The organism is Sphingomonas sp. UNC305MFCol5.2 (assembly GCF_000712135.1).
Taxonomy (GTDB): domain Bacteria; phylum Pseudomonadota; class Alphaproteobacteria; order Sphingomonadales; family Sphingomonadaceae; genus Sphingomonas.
This window is the reverse complement of record NZ_JOOE01000002.1, coordinates 143,813-158,266: the sequence shown is the minus strand read 5'-3', so window position 1 is coordinate 158,266 and position 14,454 is coordinate 143,813. Positions and strand designations below refer to the sequence as shown.

General features: G+C 64.2%; 15 protein-coding genes. 2 read left to right on the top strand and 13 right to left on the bottom strand.

Annotated features, from left to right (window positions below):
* Positions 1-3 precede the first annotated feature (3 nt).
* The 12 genes from BR78_RS0107990 to BR78_RS0107935 all read right to left on the bottom strand — a co-directional run bounded on the left by BR78_RS0107990 (position 4) and on the right by BR78_RS0107935 (position 10,487).
* A complete protein-coding gene (locus BR78_RS0107990) occupies positions 4-972 on the bottom strand; it encodes a type II secretion system F family protein (protein WP_025559971.1) in 969 nt (322 codons plus the stop codon).
* 4 nt (positions 973-976) lie between these two features.
* Positions 977-1,978, bottom strand: coding sequence for a type II secretion system F family protein (locus BR78_RS0107985; protein ID WP_025559970.1), 1,002 nt, complete (start codon positions 1,976-1,978; stop codon positions 977-979).
* Positions 1,978-3,339, bottom strand: a complete 1,362-nt coding sequence (locus BR78_RS0107980) for a CpaF family protein (protein ID WP_025559969.1) — start codon at positions 3,337-3,339, stop codon at positions 1,978-1,980. The genes BR78_RS0107985 and BR78_RS0107980 overlap by 1 nt, the downstream gene beginning before the upstream one ends.
* A complete protein-coding gene (locus tag BR78_RS0107975; RefSeq protein ID WP_049811443.1) occupies positions 3,339-4,526 on the bottom strand; it encodes an AAA family ATPase in 1,188 nt (395 codons plus the stop codon). Before BR78_RS0107975 ends, BR78_RS0107980 begins: the two co-directional genes overlap by 1 nt.
* A gap of 23 nt (positions 4,527-4,549) precedes the next feature.
* Positions 4,550-5,173 carry a TadE/TadG family type IV pilus assembly protein gene (locus BR78_RS0107970; protein ID WP_025559967.1) on the bottom strand — a complete coding sequence of 208 codons (624 nt, stop codon included), beginning with the start codon at positions 5,171-5,173 and terminating at the stop codon, positions 4,550-4,552.
* On the bottom strand, positions 5,170-5,694 hold the full coding sequence (locus BR78_RS0107965; protein WP_025559966.1) for a TadE/TadG family type IV pilus assembly protein: 525 nt from the start codon (positions 5,692-5,694) through the stop codon (positions 5,170-5,172). Before BR78_RS0107965 ends, BR78_RS0107970 begins: the two co-directional genes overlap by 4 nt.
* 6 nt (positions 5,695-5,700) lie before the next feature.
* Entirely contained in the window at positions 5,701-7,257 is a 1,557-nt protein-coding gene (locus tag BR78_RS0107960) for a pilus assembly protein TadG-related protein (RefSeq protein ID WP_025559965.1), read from the bottom strand.
* Position 7,258: 1 nt separating this feature from the next.
* On the bottom strand, positions 7,259-7,549 hold the full coding sequence (locus BR78_RS0107955; protein WP_049811442.1) for a hypothetical protein: 291 nt from the start codon (positions 7,547-7,549) through the stop codon (positions 7,259-7,261).
* Positions 7,550-7,554: 5 nt separating this feature from the next.
* Entirely contained in the window at positions 7,555-9,075 is a 1,521-nt protein-coding gene (locus BR78_RS0107950) for a type II and III secretion system protein family protein (protein ID WP_231478207.1), read from the bottom strand.
* Positions 9,047-9,955 (bottom strand): Flp pilus assembly protein CpaB, encoded by a 909-nt coding sequence (gene cpaB / locus BR78_RS0107945; protein WP_025559962.1) that lies wholly within the window; start codon positions 9,953-9,955, stop codon positions 9,047-9,049. Before cpaB ends, BR78_RS0107950 begins: the two co-directional genes overlap by 29 nt.
* Positions 9,956-10,034: 79 nt before the next feature.
* On the bottom strand, positions 10,035-10,226 hold the full coding sequence (locus BR78_RS0107940; protein WP_025559961.1) for a Flp family type IVb pilin: 192 nt from the start codon (positions 10,224-10,226) through the stop codon (positions 10,035-10,037).
* Between the two features lie 75 nt (positions 10,227-10,301).
* Positions 10,302-10,487 (bottom strand): Flp family type IVb pilin, encoded by a 186-nt coding sequence (locus BR78_RS0107935; RefSeq protein WP_025559960.1) that lies wholly within the window; start codon positions 10,485-10,487, stop codon positions 10,302-10,304.
* A 539-nt stretch (positions 10,488-11,026) separates the two neighbouring features.
* Here BR78_RS0107935 and BR78_RS20440 point away from each other — a divergent pair.
* Together BR78_RS20440 and BR78_RS0107925 are read left to right on the top strand one after the other, a co-directional pair.
* Positions 11,027-12,502: a hypothetical protein gene (locus tag BR78_RS20440; RefSeq protein ID WP_025559959.1), complete on the top strand. Its 1,476-nt coding sequence runs from the start codon at positions 11,027-11,029 to the stop codon at positions 12,500-12,502.
* Positions 12,499-13,656 (top strand): hypothetical protein, encoded by a 1,158-nt coding sequence (locus tag BR78_RS0107925; RefSeq protein ID WP_025559958.1) that lies wholly within the window; start codon positions 12,499-12,501, stop codon positions 13,654-13,656. Before BR78_RS20440 ends, BR78_RS0107925 begins: the two co-directional genes overlap by 4 nt.
* Here BR78_RS0107925 and BR78_RS0107920 read toward each other — a convergent pair.
* The gene (locus tag BR78_RS0107920; protein WP_025559957.1) at positions 13,632-14,423 is read right to left on the bottom strand and encodes a DUF2569 family protein; all 792 of its coding nucleotides are present in this window, start codon (positions 14,421-14,423) and stop codon (positions 13,632-13,634) included. The genes BR78_RS0107925 and BR78_RS0107920 overlap by 25 nt on opposite strands.
* Positions 14,424-14,454 lie beyond the last annotated feature (31 nt).

Here is a 14,454-nt window from a genome sequence, read left to right as displayed (position 1 = left end):
CGATCAGCCCGACATCATCGGCAGAAGCTGGCGAATGACGCGGATCGCGGCGGGCAGCATGAGCACGCCGATCATCACCGGTAGCATGCAGGCGACCAATGGAATGGAAAGCAGGACAGGTAGCCGGTGCGCCTTTTCCTGCGCGAGCATCTTGCGTCGTTCTCGCATTTCGGTCGCATAGATTCGCAGTGTTTGGCCGATGCTCGATCCCAGCTTGTTCGACTGGATGAGCAGAGTGGCAAAGGATTTGATCTGATCCACTCCCGCCCGTTCGCCCATCCGGCGCAGCGCATCCTCGCGGCCACGTCCGGCGCGGAGTTCGAGAACCGTGTTTGCCAGCAAGCCGGCGACCAGCGGATGCGTGGTCGCCATTTCGCGACCCACCCGGTCGAAGGCCGCCTCCATGCCAAGCCCGGCCTCGACGCAGACGAGCATCAGATCCAGCGCGTCCGGAAAACCACGGGTGATCTGGTCCTGACGGCGCGAGGCGCGCGCCGACACCCATAGATTGGGCATGTAAAGGCCCAGCACCGCAAGCAGCGATCCAAAGAAATAGAGCTTGAACAGTGACGGCGGCGCGCCGTTGATCAGCGTCGCGGCGACCAGCAGCAGCGGCAGGCACAAGGTCGAGCCGACGCGAATGAGCGTGAAGACGCGCGGCGCCTGCGGCGAAGTGAACCCGGCAGCGGCAAGCTTGGCGACCAGCCCGGCATTGTTGGTGTCGAGCAACGAGATGCCGCGCTTCTCGATCGCATCGACGAGGCTCGCCCAGGCGTCGGGCCCCGAGGTTCCCCGCAAGGAAGCCGCTGCGCCTGGCCCCTGCGCGCCGGTTGCGGTCTCCGCCAGCCGGCGGCGGATCGCGGCGCGGCCCGTGACGACGGTCGAGACGCCGAGCACCAGCAGGACGACGACTGCGAACAACCCGCCGAGGATGACGAAGCGCGGAAATTGATTGAGAGCGGCTTCCCACATCGTCCTAGACCTTCAGGTTCACGAGGCGGCGGATAATGACGAACCCGACCGCATAGAGCACGATCAGGCACCCGAACCCGACCGAGAATGCCGGATCGTTGGCGACCTGCAGGTAGAATGGCGGATTGAGCAGGAACAAGGCCACGAACGCGAGCACTGGCAATGCAGTCAGGATGGTCGCGGTCATCCGGCCTTCCGAGCTCAGGGCGCGGACCATCAGGACCATGCTCGCACGGTCGCGGATCACCCGGGAGAGGTTTTCGAGGATTTCGGCGAGATTGCCACCGGTTTCGCTTTGCACCGACAGCGAGACGACGAACATCCTGAGGTCATCCAGATCGCAGCGATTGGCCATGCTGTGCAGCGCGTCGCGCAGATCCGCGCCATAGGCGACTTCATCGGTCACGATGCCGAACTCGCTGCCGATCGGATCGCTCATTTCCTGCGTGAGCAAGTCGAGCGCGGCGGCGACCGGATGGCCCGCGCGCAATCCGCGGACGAAGATGTCGAGCGCCACCGGGAATTGCTCGGCCATCCGCTTGCGGCGGCGATCGGCGCGGCGCGCGATGAACATCAGCGGCAGGCCCAGCCCCGTCGCACCGGCAAAGCAGGCCGCCATCAACAGGGTGCCGAAACTGATGGTGAGGCCGGCGGCGAGCGCGAAGATGACGGTCGCGATGAAGAGAAAGCCGACAGCCAGCACCATGAGGAACAGCAATCGCGCCGGCGACATGCCGAACGACGCGCCGCGCAGCAGATTGTCGAGCTTGCGCCCCGTGTTTGCGAGCGGTCCCGGCAGGTAGATGCCGCCGCCCCAGGCGTCGCGCCTGAGGCGAGCGAGAACTTCGGGACGATCGTGCCCCGTCGCGATGAGACGCAGGCGTTCGTTGATCGCGCGCACGCCGCCGCGATTGGCGCGGATCCAGGTCACCATTCCCTCGACCGCGAGGATCACCGCGGCGAATATCAACGCGAGGACGATCAATCGGATCGAAGTCATCGACATCAGTCGAGCACCATGCTGGGGTTGAAGATGTCGGCCGACAGGCTGATCCCGCGATCTTCGAGCTCGCGCATGAAATGCGGTCTGATTCCGGTCGCCTCGAACCGGCCCAATACGCCACCCTCGTCATCGCGGCCGGTCTGCCGGAAACGGAAAATCTCCTGCATGGTGACGACTTCGCCTTCCATGCCGATGAGTTCGGACAGGCTGAGCAACCGCCGCTTGCCGTCGGCAAGACGGCCGACCTGGATGACGACATTGATCGCGGAGGCGATCTGCGCGCGCGCGGAGCGCGGCGCGATGTCGATGCCGCTCATCCCGATCATCTGCTCGAGCCGGGACAATGCGTCGCGCGGCGTGTTGGCGTGGACCGTGGTCATCGACCCGTCATGGCCGGTGTTCATCGCCTGCAGCATGTCGAACGCCTCGCCGGCGCGGACTTCGCCGATGATGATACGGTCAGGGCGCATGCGCAGTGCGTTCTTCAGCAGGTCGCGCTGTGTGACTTCGCCGTTTCCCTCGATATTGGGCGGGCGGGTTTCGAGTCGCGCGACGTGCGCCTGCTGCAGCTGGAGTTCGGCCGAATCCTCGATTGTCACGATGCGTTCGCCGCCGTCGATATAGGCCGACATCGCGTTGAGCAGTGTCGTCTTGCCCGAACCCGTACCTCCGGAGATCAGGATGTTGCGCCGCGCCTCGACCACGGCCTTCAGCACTTCGGCAACCGACGCAGGAATGCTGCCGAGGCTGGTCAGGCGGGCCATGTCGATCGGCGTGCGCGCGAACTTGCGGATCGAGAGGAGTGATCCGTCCACGGCAAGCGGCGGAATGATCGCATTGACGCGGGATCCGTCGGCAAGCCGGGCATCGACATAAGGCGATGCCTCGTCGACCCGGCGGCCCACCGCGGAGACGATCTTCTGGATGATGCGCAGCAGATGCCGCTCGTCCTTGAAGCGGACCGGCGAAGCTTCGAGCCGCCCACGCCGCTCGACGAAGACCGAATCGTGGCCGTTGACGAGGATGTCGGTGATCGACTCGTCCTTGAGCAGCGGCTCGATCGGCCCCAGGCCCAGCAGTTCATCGAGAATGTCGCTGACCAGCCGCTGCCGTTCGCCGAGGTTGAGCGCATGCTTCTGCAACGACAATTGCTCGTAGACGATTTCGCCGATCTCGCCCTGGACCTGTTCACGCGTCATGCCGTCGAGCGCGGATAGGTTGATCAGGTCGAGCAGACGCTGGTGGAGTTCGACCTTGAGGGCGGTGTTACGGTCCACCCCCTCGCTCGTCGGATCGGCGGGCACGTTCGCGGAAGGTTTGGCCGCCCCGAGCTCGCCCGCCCGCCTGATTTGCCAGACGCTCATCATCCGCGCTCGAGCAGCATGTCGATGGCGTCGAGTATCTTGCTCAGATCCCGCCCGATCGCGCTCTTCGACTTGATGTCACGGATCATGGTGCCGCGATTGAGCGCCGTGTTCATCAGCGCGAAATCGCTGGTCACGCTCAGCCCGATCGGCTTGCCCAAAGTCTCTGACGCGTCGCGTAGGTTGATCGGCTTGAACATCTGCTTTTCGACGCGGTTGACGACGACCTGAACCGCATCGGGGTTGACTCCGAGTTTGGTCAGCAACGAGAGCTGCCGTTGCGCCTGGCGCAGGCTGGCGATCGACAATTCGATGACCAGAAAGACGATGTCGGATTGCGCGACCAGCGAGAGTGACCAGTTGGTCCAGTCGCTCGGCAAATCAAGGAAGACCGTGCCATATTGCGTCATCGCGAGATGGACGATGTCGCAGACCTGGTCGGTGCCGACGGCATCGGTCGGCATCAGTTCGTTCGGCGCGCCGAACAGGCGGAGACCCGAGGGGTGGGGAGCCGCGACCGAGGCCAGGACGGCCGGGTCGAGCCGCTTGCCGGCATCGAGCAGGTCGCTGACCGTCAGACCGGGATTGACCCCCAGATGCGTCGCCGCGTTGCCGCCCTGCAGGTCGAGGTCCAAAAGGCAGACCGATCGTCCACGCTCGGCCTCACGCATTGCGTAGAGCGCCGCGACCTGGCTCAGCAATGCAGTCGCGCCTACGCCGCCGACGCTCTTGATGATCGATATCGTCTTGCCCCTGGCGGCTTCCTCGCTCGCGCTGCGTTCGAGTTCGCCATGGATGCGCTCGAGCGCGGCTTCCAGATCGCGTCGCGTCAGCGGCAAGGCGACGACATCGTTTATTCCAGCACGAAGCAGCGCCTGCATTGCCGTGATCGACGGATCGCGGACGGCGGCGATGATCGCCAGCGCCCGGTTTTCGGCGTGCAGCCGCGTCAACCGGCGAAGCGATGCCGGCCGATCCGGACGAACCTCGACGATGACCACGCGGGCGCGCTTGACGATCTCGGCGGGGATATCCGCCTCGGCGTCGAGTTCGCTGGTGTCGAACGCCATGCCGGCGACCACGCTCTCGCCGAATTCCGCCGCGACGATTTCCTCGCGCGACAATATCAGCTCGACCATCGCGTCGCTGCGCTTGATCGTCCAGCCGGTAGACGCGAGTTCGGACAAATCTACTTCCACTTTACTAACCTCTAGTCGGATACGTTACCAATTCCGTCCTCCAGCGTGAGCGCCGTGTTGAAATTTGGCAGCGTAACGCTCGATGATCCGAAGAAACGAAACAGCATCGGGGTGAATGTGATATTTTGCAGCTTCACCGTGACCAACGGCGCGACATCGCTTCCATTGGGATCTCCGGCAAAGCCAAGGCCGGAATATTTATACGCCACGGTGACGTTGTCTGCGGCGATTGCCGGATAGAATAGCTGCATCCGGTTCACGATGTTCGTGAACGCGGCAGTGTCGACGGGCGTCAGCGTCGGGCAGACCTGACCGGAATCGCAGGAGCAGGTTACAGTCCCGCCGGTCGAACTGCAGGTTGCGCCACCGAACGCGCTCGCCGGGATCGGGTCGCCCTGAACGAGGCTTCCACTGACTGCGAAACTATAGGTCGACAGGCCGGTCGGGACCATGTTCGTCGCGACTGCGAAACGCGCACCCATCTGGGTCGCTTTTTCGGCCCGGTTACATTCCCAAAGGAACCGGCCCACATCGATCGTGCCGATCAGGAAGGCGATCAACAGCGGCGCGACCATGCCGAATTCGGCTGCCGTCGATCCGCGGCGATCGCCGAGCAGTTTCGCCAGGGCGCTCACAGGCCCATCACCGCAGCCTGGGACCGTGCTCTCAGCGACAAATTGGTGCTGGTGAAGCCGAGGTTGTTGAACAGCGAATTATAAGGAACCGTGGCCGAGACATTGACCGTGGGAGCCAGCGTCATCCCCTTGTAGAGGCCGGAATAATCGGCCCCGCTGCTGGTGGTCACGCAATCATAGCTGACGGTTATCGTCGTTGCGTCCGTCCAGCCGACCAGGCGCGGCGCGCCGCCCGATACCAATTGGTTGCGCGCTACGTTGCCGACGTCGGTGACGACGGTCCCGCCCGGCGTATTGCCGGTGGACGCGGTTGCGCACGGATAGTTGGAAAAGTTCAGCCGCGATGCGTAGCGGGCGCCGTCCCGCACTGCCTTCACGACGACATGCTCGCTGAGGAAGTAGTTGCCCAGTTCGACCGCGCCGAACATCAGCACGACGAAGATCGGCGCAACCATCGCCATCTCCACCGCGGCCGAGCCGGCGGTGGAGGCGATCAGTCGGGCAAGGCGCGGCTGTCGCATCTGCCGCTACCGGATCAAATATGGCACGGCGCGCTGGATGACCTGCGCGGTGGAGGCCCCGCCGATGCCCGAACCGGTCTCGCCGATTTCCTCGACATAGATGTCGGACATGTCGGTCTGCGCGTTGGTGCCGTTGCCGCGCGTAGCAACCGGCTGGACGAGGAAGACGTCGAGCCATTTCGTTACCGGCACATTGGTCGTCTTGCCGTGCAAATTGGTGGCGTTGCAGTTGATGACGGCGACCGACAGCCGCCGCCGGTCGATTCCCGAACCCGGGCTGATTCCCGCGACGCCATTGGCGGGCTGCCCGAACGCCTTGTCGTTGCCTACCGCCTGGCCGACACTGATTCCCTTGGCCACGCCGTCGACGACGACCGAGGGATTGGCGAGTTCCCATTGATAGACCTGGTAGCGCGTGACCGTCGCGGCGGTATAGCCGGCACTGGCCATCGCCGTCTGCCAATCGAAAGTGCTGCCGTAGTTCACGCGGAAGAAGGCGGCGCGATCCCAGGTACCGTTGCCGATGACACCGCAGGTGGCCGCATCCTTCTTGGCGACGGCGTGACAGATATCGACCGGGTAGCCCATGATCGGCGGGTCCTGACTACCATCGCTGGCGAGCGCGACGGGCGGATAGGGCGGCTGATAGAAGTTGCCGGGAATATCGTATTTGCTGCCGCCGCAGCCGGTACCCGAAGTCTTGCACACCATGTCCTTGCGGACATTGGTGGAGGGCGAACAGGGTCCGCTGCACCCGATATTGCCGTTGTTGTAGATGTCGAAGCGAGTGTTGAAGGCATCCATGACGGACGTCTTCATGCCCGTGCTGGTCGTCACGCCGCTGACCGGCTGGCAATCGACTCGCAACGAGTCGTTGCCGAGCAAGGCGGACAGGCCGGGCGCGCCATTGCCCAACCCGGCATCCAGCCAGCCGAAATTGCCGGGCGCATCGGCATTGCCCGTGACCAGCCTAAGGCCGAGCCCGGCCACCGGAGTGAAGGTGAGATTTTCGTCGGTATTGTTCGCCGGCTCGCCCGGATTGCAGATCATCACCGGCGGGACCTTGCAGATCGATTGGCCGAGGCCGGCGGTGGCCGATGCGGTGATGCTGCCCGAACGCAGCGCTGCGACGACGGGGGTGAGCGCGAAAAATGACTCGCGCCCGGCGGTCGTCACTTTGACGATCTTCGCCGCGGCGTCGGTCGTCGTGGCGGTGCCATAGGTATCAGTCGTGCGATCATATCCGTCGTAGAAAGTCAGCGACAGATCGGTCCCGGAAACTGCGGGCGTCTTGCCGTCATTGGCGAAGCGGGTTTCGTTGGCGATGAGCTGACGGGCGGCTCTCGTGGCGCGGGCGATCGCGTTCGTCTTGCCGTCGAGTTGTGTCGCGGCGGCCAGCGCGGCCTGGTCGGCCACGCCTTGCAACTCGCTATCCATCCCCGCCATGCGGGCATAATCGAAGCCGATGCCCGCCGCACCGATCAGCGCAAACAGCGAAATGGCGACCAACGGCGCGACAGAGCCTTCTTCCGAACGCCAGAGATGCCGTCCAGCCTGGCCCATGTCAGTTCGGCCCCGATCCCGGGCTCGCCCCACCGGTCGATTTGGTGGTCGTCTGGACCGGCTGCGGCTGCCGGACCGTGCCCTTGCGATAGCGTTCGGACGCCGCGCCCGCCAGATCGCCCGAGCCGCCTACAATGACCGCGGTCTCGGCGGAGATCGGCCCGGGCTCAGGGTTGATGACCTGCAGCGCATAGTCGGTCTTGACCGCGTCGCCGAAGGTGGCGTCGATCGGCGTGCAACTGGCCAGCAGGAGCAGTGCCGCCGGAACGATGATGATCTTGATGCCGAGCATGTCCGTTACCTCCCTTGATGGCCGTTGGGCCCGGAGAAACCGCCCTCTGGCGCCGCCGGGGCGGGATTGGCCGGATATGGGTTCTTCGGCGCATCCTTCGGATCCAGCGGATTGGACCCGACCGCGCTGTCCGTCCTGCCGTTCAGGAACAGGTCGAGTTCGCTGGGCGGCCGCACGCGATCGGTCGGCACCTTCATCTGACCCGCGGGGACCGGCCGAACTAGCCGCGGAGTCACGATGATGACCAGCTCGGTCTCCTGCTTCTGGAAGCCAGTCGAACGGAACAGCGTGCCGATGATCGGAATCGAGCCGAGCAGCGGGAATTGCCGGACGGTGCTCTGGAAGTCGTTGCGCAACAGCCCGGCGATCGCGAACGATTGCCCGTCGCGCAGCTCGAGCGTGGTCTTGGCGCGGCGCGTCTGCAGCCCCGGGATCGTCAGGCCGTTGACGTTGATCGATGCCGAGGGGTCGATCGAGCTGACTTCCGGCGCGACCACCAGATTGATCACGCCGTCGTCAAGGACGGTAGGCGTGAACGCCAGGCTCACGCCGAAGGGCTTGAACTCGACCGTGATGCTGGTGTTGCCGTTCGTGGTTCCCCCGCCGCCCTGGGCGACCGGCACGGGAAACTCGCCGCCCGCCAGGAACGACGCGGACTCGCCCGACATCGCCACCAGAGTCGGTTCGGCAAGCGTCGTCACGACACCCTTGCGCTCCAGCGCGTCGAGCGCAGTGAAGATGTTGAGATTGCCGAGCGTGATGCCCTTGGCGACGATGCCGAAGCTGCTCAGCACGCCGGCGAGATCGATCGTCGGCGAGCCGTTCTTGTTGGTCAGCAAGGTCGTGGTCGGCGCCGTGTTGCCGAAACCGCCCTGAAAGGTGTGCGGGCCGTTGCCGTTGGTGAACCCGGTATTGAGGCCGAGATTCTTGGCGGCGGTGCGGTTCATTTCGGAGAAGCGCACTTCGAGCATGACCTGCTGCGAGGCACCCACCGTCAGCAGATTGACGACCTTCTCGCTGGCATAGGTAGTCGCGATCTGCTTGGCGCGATCGACGGCGGGGCCGCTCGACACGATTCCGGTAAGCACCACCGAGTCGCCGGAAATCTGTGCGCCGATGGTTTCGGTGGGCATCAGATCGTGCAGCGTTCGCCGCAGCGTTATCACGTCGGGCCCGACCGCGACGTCGACGACCGAGATCAGATTGTTGTTGCGGTCGTACAGGGTCAGGCTGGTCGTGCCGATCTTCTTGCCGAGGATGTAGAGCGACCGATTGGTCAGCGGCAGAACGTCGGCGATGTCGGCATTGCCGATCAGCGCCTTGGTGAAGGGCCGATCGGCTGTCAGCACCTGGCTCTTGTTGACCGGCACGTCGAGCTGGCCGGCGAGGACATTGGCGCCCGGCAGCGAAACCGCGTCCTGGGCCTGTGCCGCGGTGGGCACCGCCAGCAGGGCGGCGATCGCCAGTGCGCGTGCCAGCGGCCGGCGCGGAGTTGCATTAGCGCGCGCCATAATGACGAACCTCATAGCTGCTGTCCTTGGTCCCGCGGACGATGAGAACGGTCGAGGTGTCGGCCGATGGCGACGCGGCGGCGGGTTTCGCCCTGCGCGGCGGCGGGGCCGGCATATAGGCCATCGGCGGCTGGTAGATCGGCGCCTTGTCGGAATAGCCGCCGACATAGGCGCCGTCGCGCAAGTCCTCGACGCTCACGGTCTCTACGGCCGGGCTCGGCACTGCGGAAGGATTGGCGAGAACCAGGCTGATCTGGCCGACTTGCTGGGCGAGCGCGAGCTTCTGCGCATCGACCTGCGAAACTTCGAGCGTCGCGGTCTTGCCGATGATGGGCTTGTCCGCTGAATCGCTGGCATCCTGATCTATCGCGATGACCCGGATCTTCTGCAGCAGGATGTCGGTGATCTGCCCGCCGCCATTGGCATTGGGCGGCGTTCGCGTGACGAGCACATCGACCACGTCTCCCGGCAGCACGAAGCCGCCGACGCCGGCGACGTCGCCGACCCGGACCGCGGCGGCGCGCATATCGGGCTTCAGCACGGCGGAAATCGCCGCGCGCCCGCCTTCACCGGAAATCTTGGAGCGCAGGATCGGCTCGTTGACCGCCATCGGCCGAAGCGCGACGCGGTTGCGGTTCATCGGCAGAAGCTGGGAGACCGACGAGAAGGTGCCCTCGGGCAACGTGTCCATCGGCAAGTCGATCAGCGTGATCTTGTCGGGCGTGATCACCGTGCCGAATTCGAGCGGCACGCGCGCTACGGCGACCTTGGCCATGCCTTGCGGCGTCGTCGCTTGTCGTTCCTCGACACGCCCCAGATAGCTGTTCGCGAGGAAGACCGCTGCGAGCCCCACGAGGATCGCGACGCCGAGAATGATAAGCCCTTGTCCACGCATGACCTTCGCCCCCGCTTGGTCGAATGCAATAATAAGCAATCGAATGGGGCCGCGCCGAAGCGCGATCCCCGTCAGAGCATCAGCAGGTCGGAGCGGCCGCGCCGCCCGATGTGTTGATGCAGTTCGACGCCTTGTTCATGGCATTGCTGATCGATCCGCCGAGCGTGAAGGCGGCAACGGCTATGCCGGTGCCCACGATCGCCAGGATCAGCGCATATTCGGCGGCCGACGCGCCACTCGTGTCGGCCAGCAGATTCTTGATCGTCGTCATGTCGATTTCCTTTCCTGTGCCGGGCCCAGCCCGGTCCGGAACGGCGGGGCGCCGCAACGGCGCCCCCCGTCAGGATCAGCAGGCCGTGGCGCTCGGTGTACGGCTAATGCAGTTCGACGCCTTGTTCATGGCGTTGCTGATCGAGCCGCCGAGCGTGAAGGCGGCAACGGCTATGCCGGTGCCTACGATCGCCAGAATCAATGCATATTCGGCGGCCGAAGCGCCGCTTGTATCGGTCAGAAGGTTCTTGATCGTCGTCATCGTCTTTCCCCATTCCCCTCTACCCGGAGAAAGTCTCCGGCCCATCGTTCAGCCCGAAGACGTCAGGAGCGATTTACGCTGGTCTTTCGCCAGCCGTGGTGGAGCATCCAAAAGCTCCGCAACGCTCGATACGCCTAGGTTGCATTCGAAGAGGGAACCCAAGTGACAACCAAGTCAACAACGCTTTATTTAATGTTTAATTTCCGTGACTTAGCGTATATTCTCGTTAACCATGGCAGAAAATATTGTGTAAAATCAAACACATAGTGCAGCGCGATCCATTGTGGATGCGTTTCGTTAACCATCCGGAATCGCTGAAAAAATGCCCCCTCCGAGACATTGGTTATAATAGATATAACTTTTGGTATTCTCATTCTGGACCGCGATGGTCCCAAGCTATGTTGTTCTACTTAAGGGACTTCCCGTTACTTGCCCGCTTTCTACGATTAACCAGATTCGCGCTTTGCCGGGAACGGATCGGGCGATAGGGTGAGTCGCGAATGGAGGGGGCTCCATTTGGGATAGTTTGGGGGGTCCGGATGGAACGGCCAAGGGTCACCGGTCCCGACCTTTCCGGAACCTCGTTCGTACTTGCGGCAAGCTTTGCGGCCTTCGCCATTGTCGTCGTCCTGTCGTCCGCACTCGCCGACGGGGATACCGGCTGGCACATCGCGACCGGTGCGTGGATCGTCGCGCACGATGCGGTCCCTCAGGTCGATCCCTTTTCGTTCACGGCGCGTGGTCAGCCCTGGGTGGCGCACGAATGGCTGTCCGAAGTGACGATGTATGCGGCCTGGCGTTGGGGCGGCTGGAACGGCCTGATCCTGTTGTTCGGCGCCGCCGCGGTGGCACTCTATGCCATTATTGCGCTCCATTTGCTTCGCTGGCAGCGGCCCGGCGGGGCGGCGCTGATGCTTATTTATCTATCGCTCGGGCTTGCGCAGTCCGTGCTCGCGCGGCCGCATCTGCTCGCACTGCCGATGCTCGCCGGATGGCTGGTCGCGCTTCTTCGTGCGCGTGATCGGGAGCGCGCGCCACCGCTCGCGCTCGCATTGTTGATGCTGGTCTGGGCCAATGCGCATGGCAGTTTCGTGTTCGGGCTGGCGCTCGCCGGTGCGTTCGGCTTCGAGGCGCTCGTCACTGCGCCAGCCGCAAGCCGAATGAAAGTGATACGCGACTGGGGCCTGTTCGGCGCGGCGTGTCTGGTCGCGGCGTTGCTGACCCCGGGCGGTGTCGGTGGCCTGTTATACCCGTTCTACGTCAACGACCTGAACCTGCTCGCTTATATCGCCGAGTGGCAGCCGGCGCGGTTCGGCGGAGCGTCGGCACTCGAAGTCCTGCTGCTCTCGGGCCTGTTCTTCCTGTTCTTCCGGCCGACGCGCATCCCGGTCACGCGCCTGCTGATCCTGCTCGTGGCGTTGCATCTGACCTTGGATCATATCCGCAACCAGATGGTGCTGGTCACGCTTGCCGTGATCCTGCTTGCCGAGCCGCTAGGCCGGGCATGGGCCGATGGCGCGGAACGGCCCCGCCCGGCGATACTTCCCCAGGTCTGGGGCGCGCGGCGCGAGCTTGCGCCCATCCTCGTCGTCGGGCTGTTGTTGTTCGCCGGAACCGCAGCCTGGCGAATGATCGCGCCATTCGACCGAAAGGACAGCTACGGCGTGCCGATTACCGCGCTCCGGCATATCCCGGCCGAGCTGCGGCAACAGCCGGTCTTCAACGAGTACAGCTTTGGCGGGCTGCTCGTCTTCGATGGTATGGCGCCGTTCATCGATGGCCGGTCGGACATGTACGGCGACGATTTCACGGCACGTTATTTCAAGGCGTCCACAGGCGATATCCGGAGTTGGCGCGAGGCCGACTCCCGCTGGAAGTTCGGTTGGACGATCCTGCCGCCCGACAACGCATTGGTCGCCGTGCTCGACAAGGAGCCGGGATGGCGGCGATTCTATGCCGACAAATGGGCGGTGATCCACGTTCGCGATCGCCCCTTGACCACCCCGCGCCGATGAACGCGCCGCCGCCGGGTTCGGGCAGGATGCGCGACTGGGTGCGCACCAATCCGCGCGCGGCGCTCCAGATCGGGCTCTCGACGGTCCTGGTCTATGGCCTGTGCTGGCCGATCGTGGCGCCCGACCTGCACACGTTCCTGTATCCGTGGATCGATCACATCCTCTCCGCAGGCCGGATCAAGGCCTTCGCGGTGCCCTTCAGCAACTACACGCCTCCCTATCTGTACCTGTTGTCCGCGGCGTCGCTGGTGATCGCCAACCATCTGGCGATCGTCAAGTCGCTGGCGCTGCTCTCGGTGCTTGCGGCCGCGTTCGCGGTGCGCCGGCTGATCGGCCAACGGCCCTTCGCCAATGAAGCGACGTTGCTGGTCCTGTTGTTGCCGAGCATATTGGCCAATGGCGCGATATACGGCCAGTGCGACGGATATTGGGCCGCGGCCTGTGTCATGGCGACGGCGTCGGCGGCCGATGCGCGGCCCCGGGCGATGCTCGTGTGGTTCGGCGTCGGTCTTGCGTTCAAGTTGCAGGCGATGTTCCTGGCCCCGTTCGTGCTCGTCATGCTGTTGCAGCAACGGCTGCGTCTGGTCGAGTGGCCGATCCCGCTGGCGATCTACGCATTGGCGATGCTTCCGGCGTGGCTCGCCGGCTGGCCCGCCGCCGATCTGGCGACGATCTACCTAGGGCAGGGCGAACATTTCAACACGATCGGAACCGCCCCCGGCCCCTGGGCGATCGTCGCGGCATTTCATGCGCGGGAACCGATGGCGATATTCGCGCTGGGTTATGCAGCGGCAGGGCTGGCGAGCGCCGGCTATGTCGCGATCTTCGCGCGCAAGCGCCTCGATCCGATGATGACGATGCGCATCGCTTTGCTGTCGGCGATGATGGTCCCGTATCTTCTGCCGAAGATGCACGAGCGCTATTTCCTGCTCGCCGATCTGATGTCGTTTGCGATCGCGGTCATCGCGCGCGATCGCCGGTCGGCGCAGGTCTTCGTCGCCTGCCAGCTTGCCTCGACGATCGCGATCTTCGGATCGATGTTCGATTTCCCGCGTGTGGCTGCGGCAAGCGTTGTTCCCGCCACCGTGGCGATCACGCTATTGCTGCTCCAGCTCCGCGCGGACGCTGGTCAGGCAGGCACACGCCAGCGATAGGTCAGGTTCACGCGGCGCGACAGCAGCAGATAAGGCAGCCAGATCGCGACGCTGATCAAAACTTTCTTCAAATTGCCCTCGAGCATGTCCGCCAGCGACGCGCCGACCGGACCGGGCAGATTGGCAACGTGCGCCATCACGCGCGCGATGCAGATCTGCATCAGGACGTCGATCACCCATACCCCGGCGAGGAACCGTGGGAAGAGCGGGACATGACGCAAGGCGAGGACGAACGCGAAGGCATAAAGGCCCGACAGGAACACGAGATCGACGAACATCATCACGTAGAGCATGCGGAACCAGTCGGGTGCCATTCCGCCCAGCGCCGGCACCCCGGCGAGGAACTCGAACGTACGGAAGGGCACGTTGATGAGGATCCCGACCAGCAACGAGGCCATGAACCCGCCGGCGCCGAACAAGGGCATGGATCGCGCGGTCACGGCATCGACACGCCGCCAACGGCCGAACTGCGCAAGTCGGCCAGTCGGCTGGGCAACGAACGCACCCGATGGGAAAGCGCGCAAACCCAGAAAGATCGTCACGACCGGCGCCACGATCACGAGAAGATAGGGCAGGGCATTCCTGATCGCATCGACCGGCGTCGCGATGGGCGTCGCGGCATATGCCAGCCGCAAGCCCGCAGCGAAGCTGACCAGAACCACCCAGAGAGTCATCAGGTCCGGCAGACCGACTTCCAGCCGGCTTACGAGCGTCTGGCTGCGCGCCGTAAGGTGACGGCTGATCGGCAGGCTGCTCAGGCGATCCATTCGAACGCGCTCCTTCGTATCGCCCGTATCG

Coding starts and splice junctions, on each gene's coding strand:
- BR78_RS0107990 (WP_025559971.1), bottom strand. CDS start 972: ATGTGGGAAGCCGCTCTCAATCAATTTCCGCGCTTCGTCATCCTCGGC.
- BR78_RS0107985 (WP_025559970.1), bottom strand. CDS start 1,978: ATGTCGATGACTTCGATCCGATTGATCGTCCTCGCGTTGATATTCGCC.
- BR78_RS0107980 (WP_025559969.1), bottom strand. CDS start 3,339: ATGAGCGTCTGGCAAATCAGGCGGGCGGGCGAGCTCGGGGCGGCCAAA.
- BR78_RS0107965 (WP_025559966.1), bottom strand. CDS start 5,694: ATGCGACAGCCGCGCCTTGCCCGACTGATCGCCTCCACCGCCGGCTCG.
- BR78_RS0107960 (WP_025559965.1), bottom strand. CDS start 7,257: ATGGGCCAGGCTGGACGGCATCTCTGGCGTTCGGAAGAAGGCTCTGTC.
- BR78_RS0107955 (WP_049811442.1), bottom strand. CDS start 7,549: ATGCTCGGCATCAAGATCATCATCGTTCCGGCGGCACTGCTCCTGCTG.
- BR78_RS0107950 (WP_231478207.1), bottom strand. CDS start 9,075: ATGAGGTTCGTCATTATGGCGCGCGCTAATGCAACTCCGCGCCGGCCG.
- cpaB (WP_025559962.1), bottom strand. CDS start 9,955: ATGCGTGGACAAGGGCTTATCATTCTCGGCGTCGCGATCCTCGTGGGG.
- BR78_RS0107940 (WP_025559961.1), bottom strand. CDS start 10,226: ATGACGACGATCAAGAATCTGCTGGCCGACACGAGTGGCGCGTCGGCC.
- BR78_RS0107935 (WP_025559960.1), bottom strand. CDS start 10,487: ATGACGACGATCAAGAACCTTCTGACCGATACAAGCGGCGCTTCGGCC.
- BR78_RS20440 (WP_025559959.1), top strand. CDS start 11,027: ATGGAACGGCCAAGGGTCACCGGTCCCGACCTTTCCGGAACCTCGTTC.
- BR78_RS0107925 (WP_025559958.1), top strand. CDS start 12,499: ATGAACGCGCCGCCGCCGGGTTCGGGCAGGATGCGCGACTGGGTGCGC.
- BR78_RS0107920 (WP_025559957.1), bottom strand. CDS start 14,423: ATGGATCGCCTGAGCAGCCTGCCGATCAGCCGTCACCTTACGGCGCGC.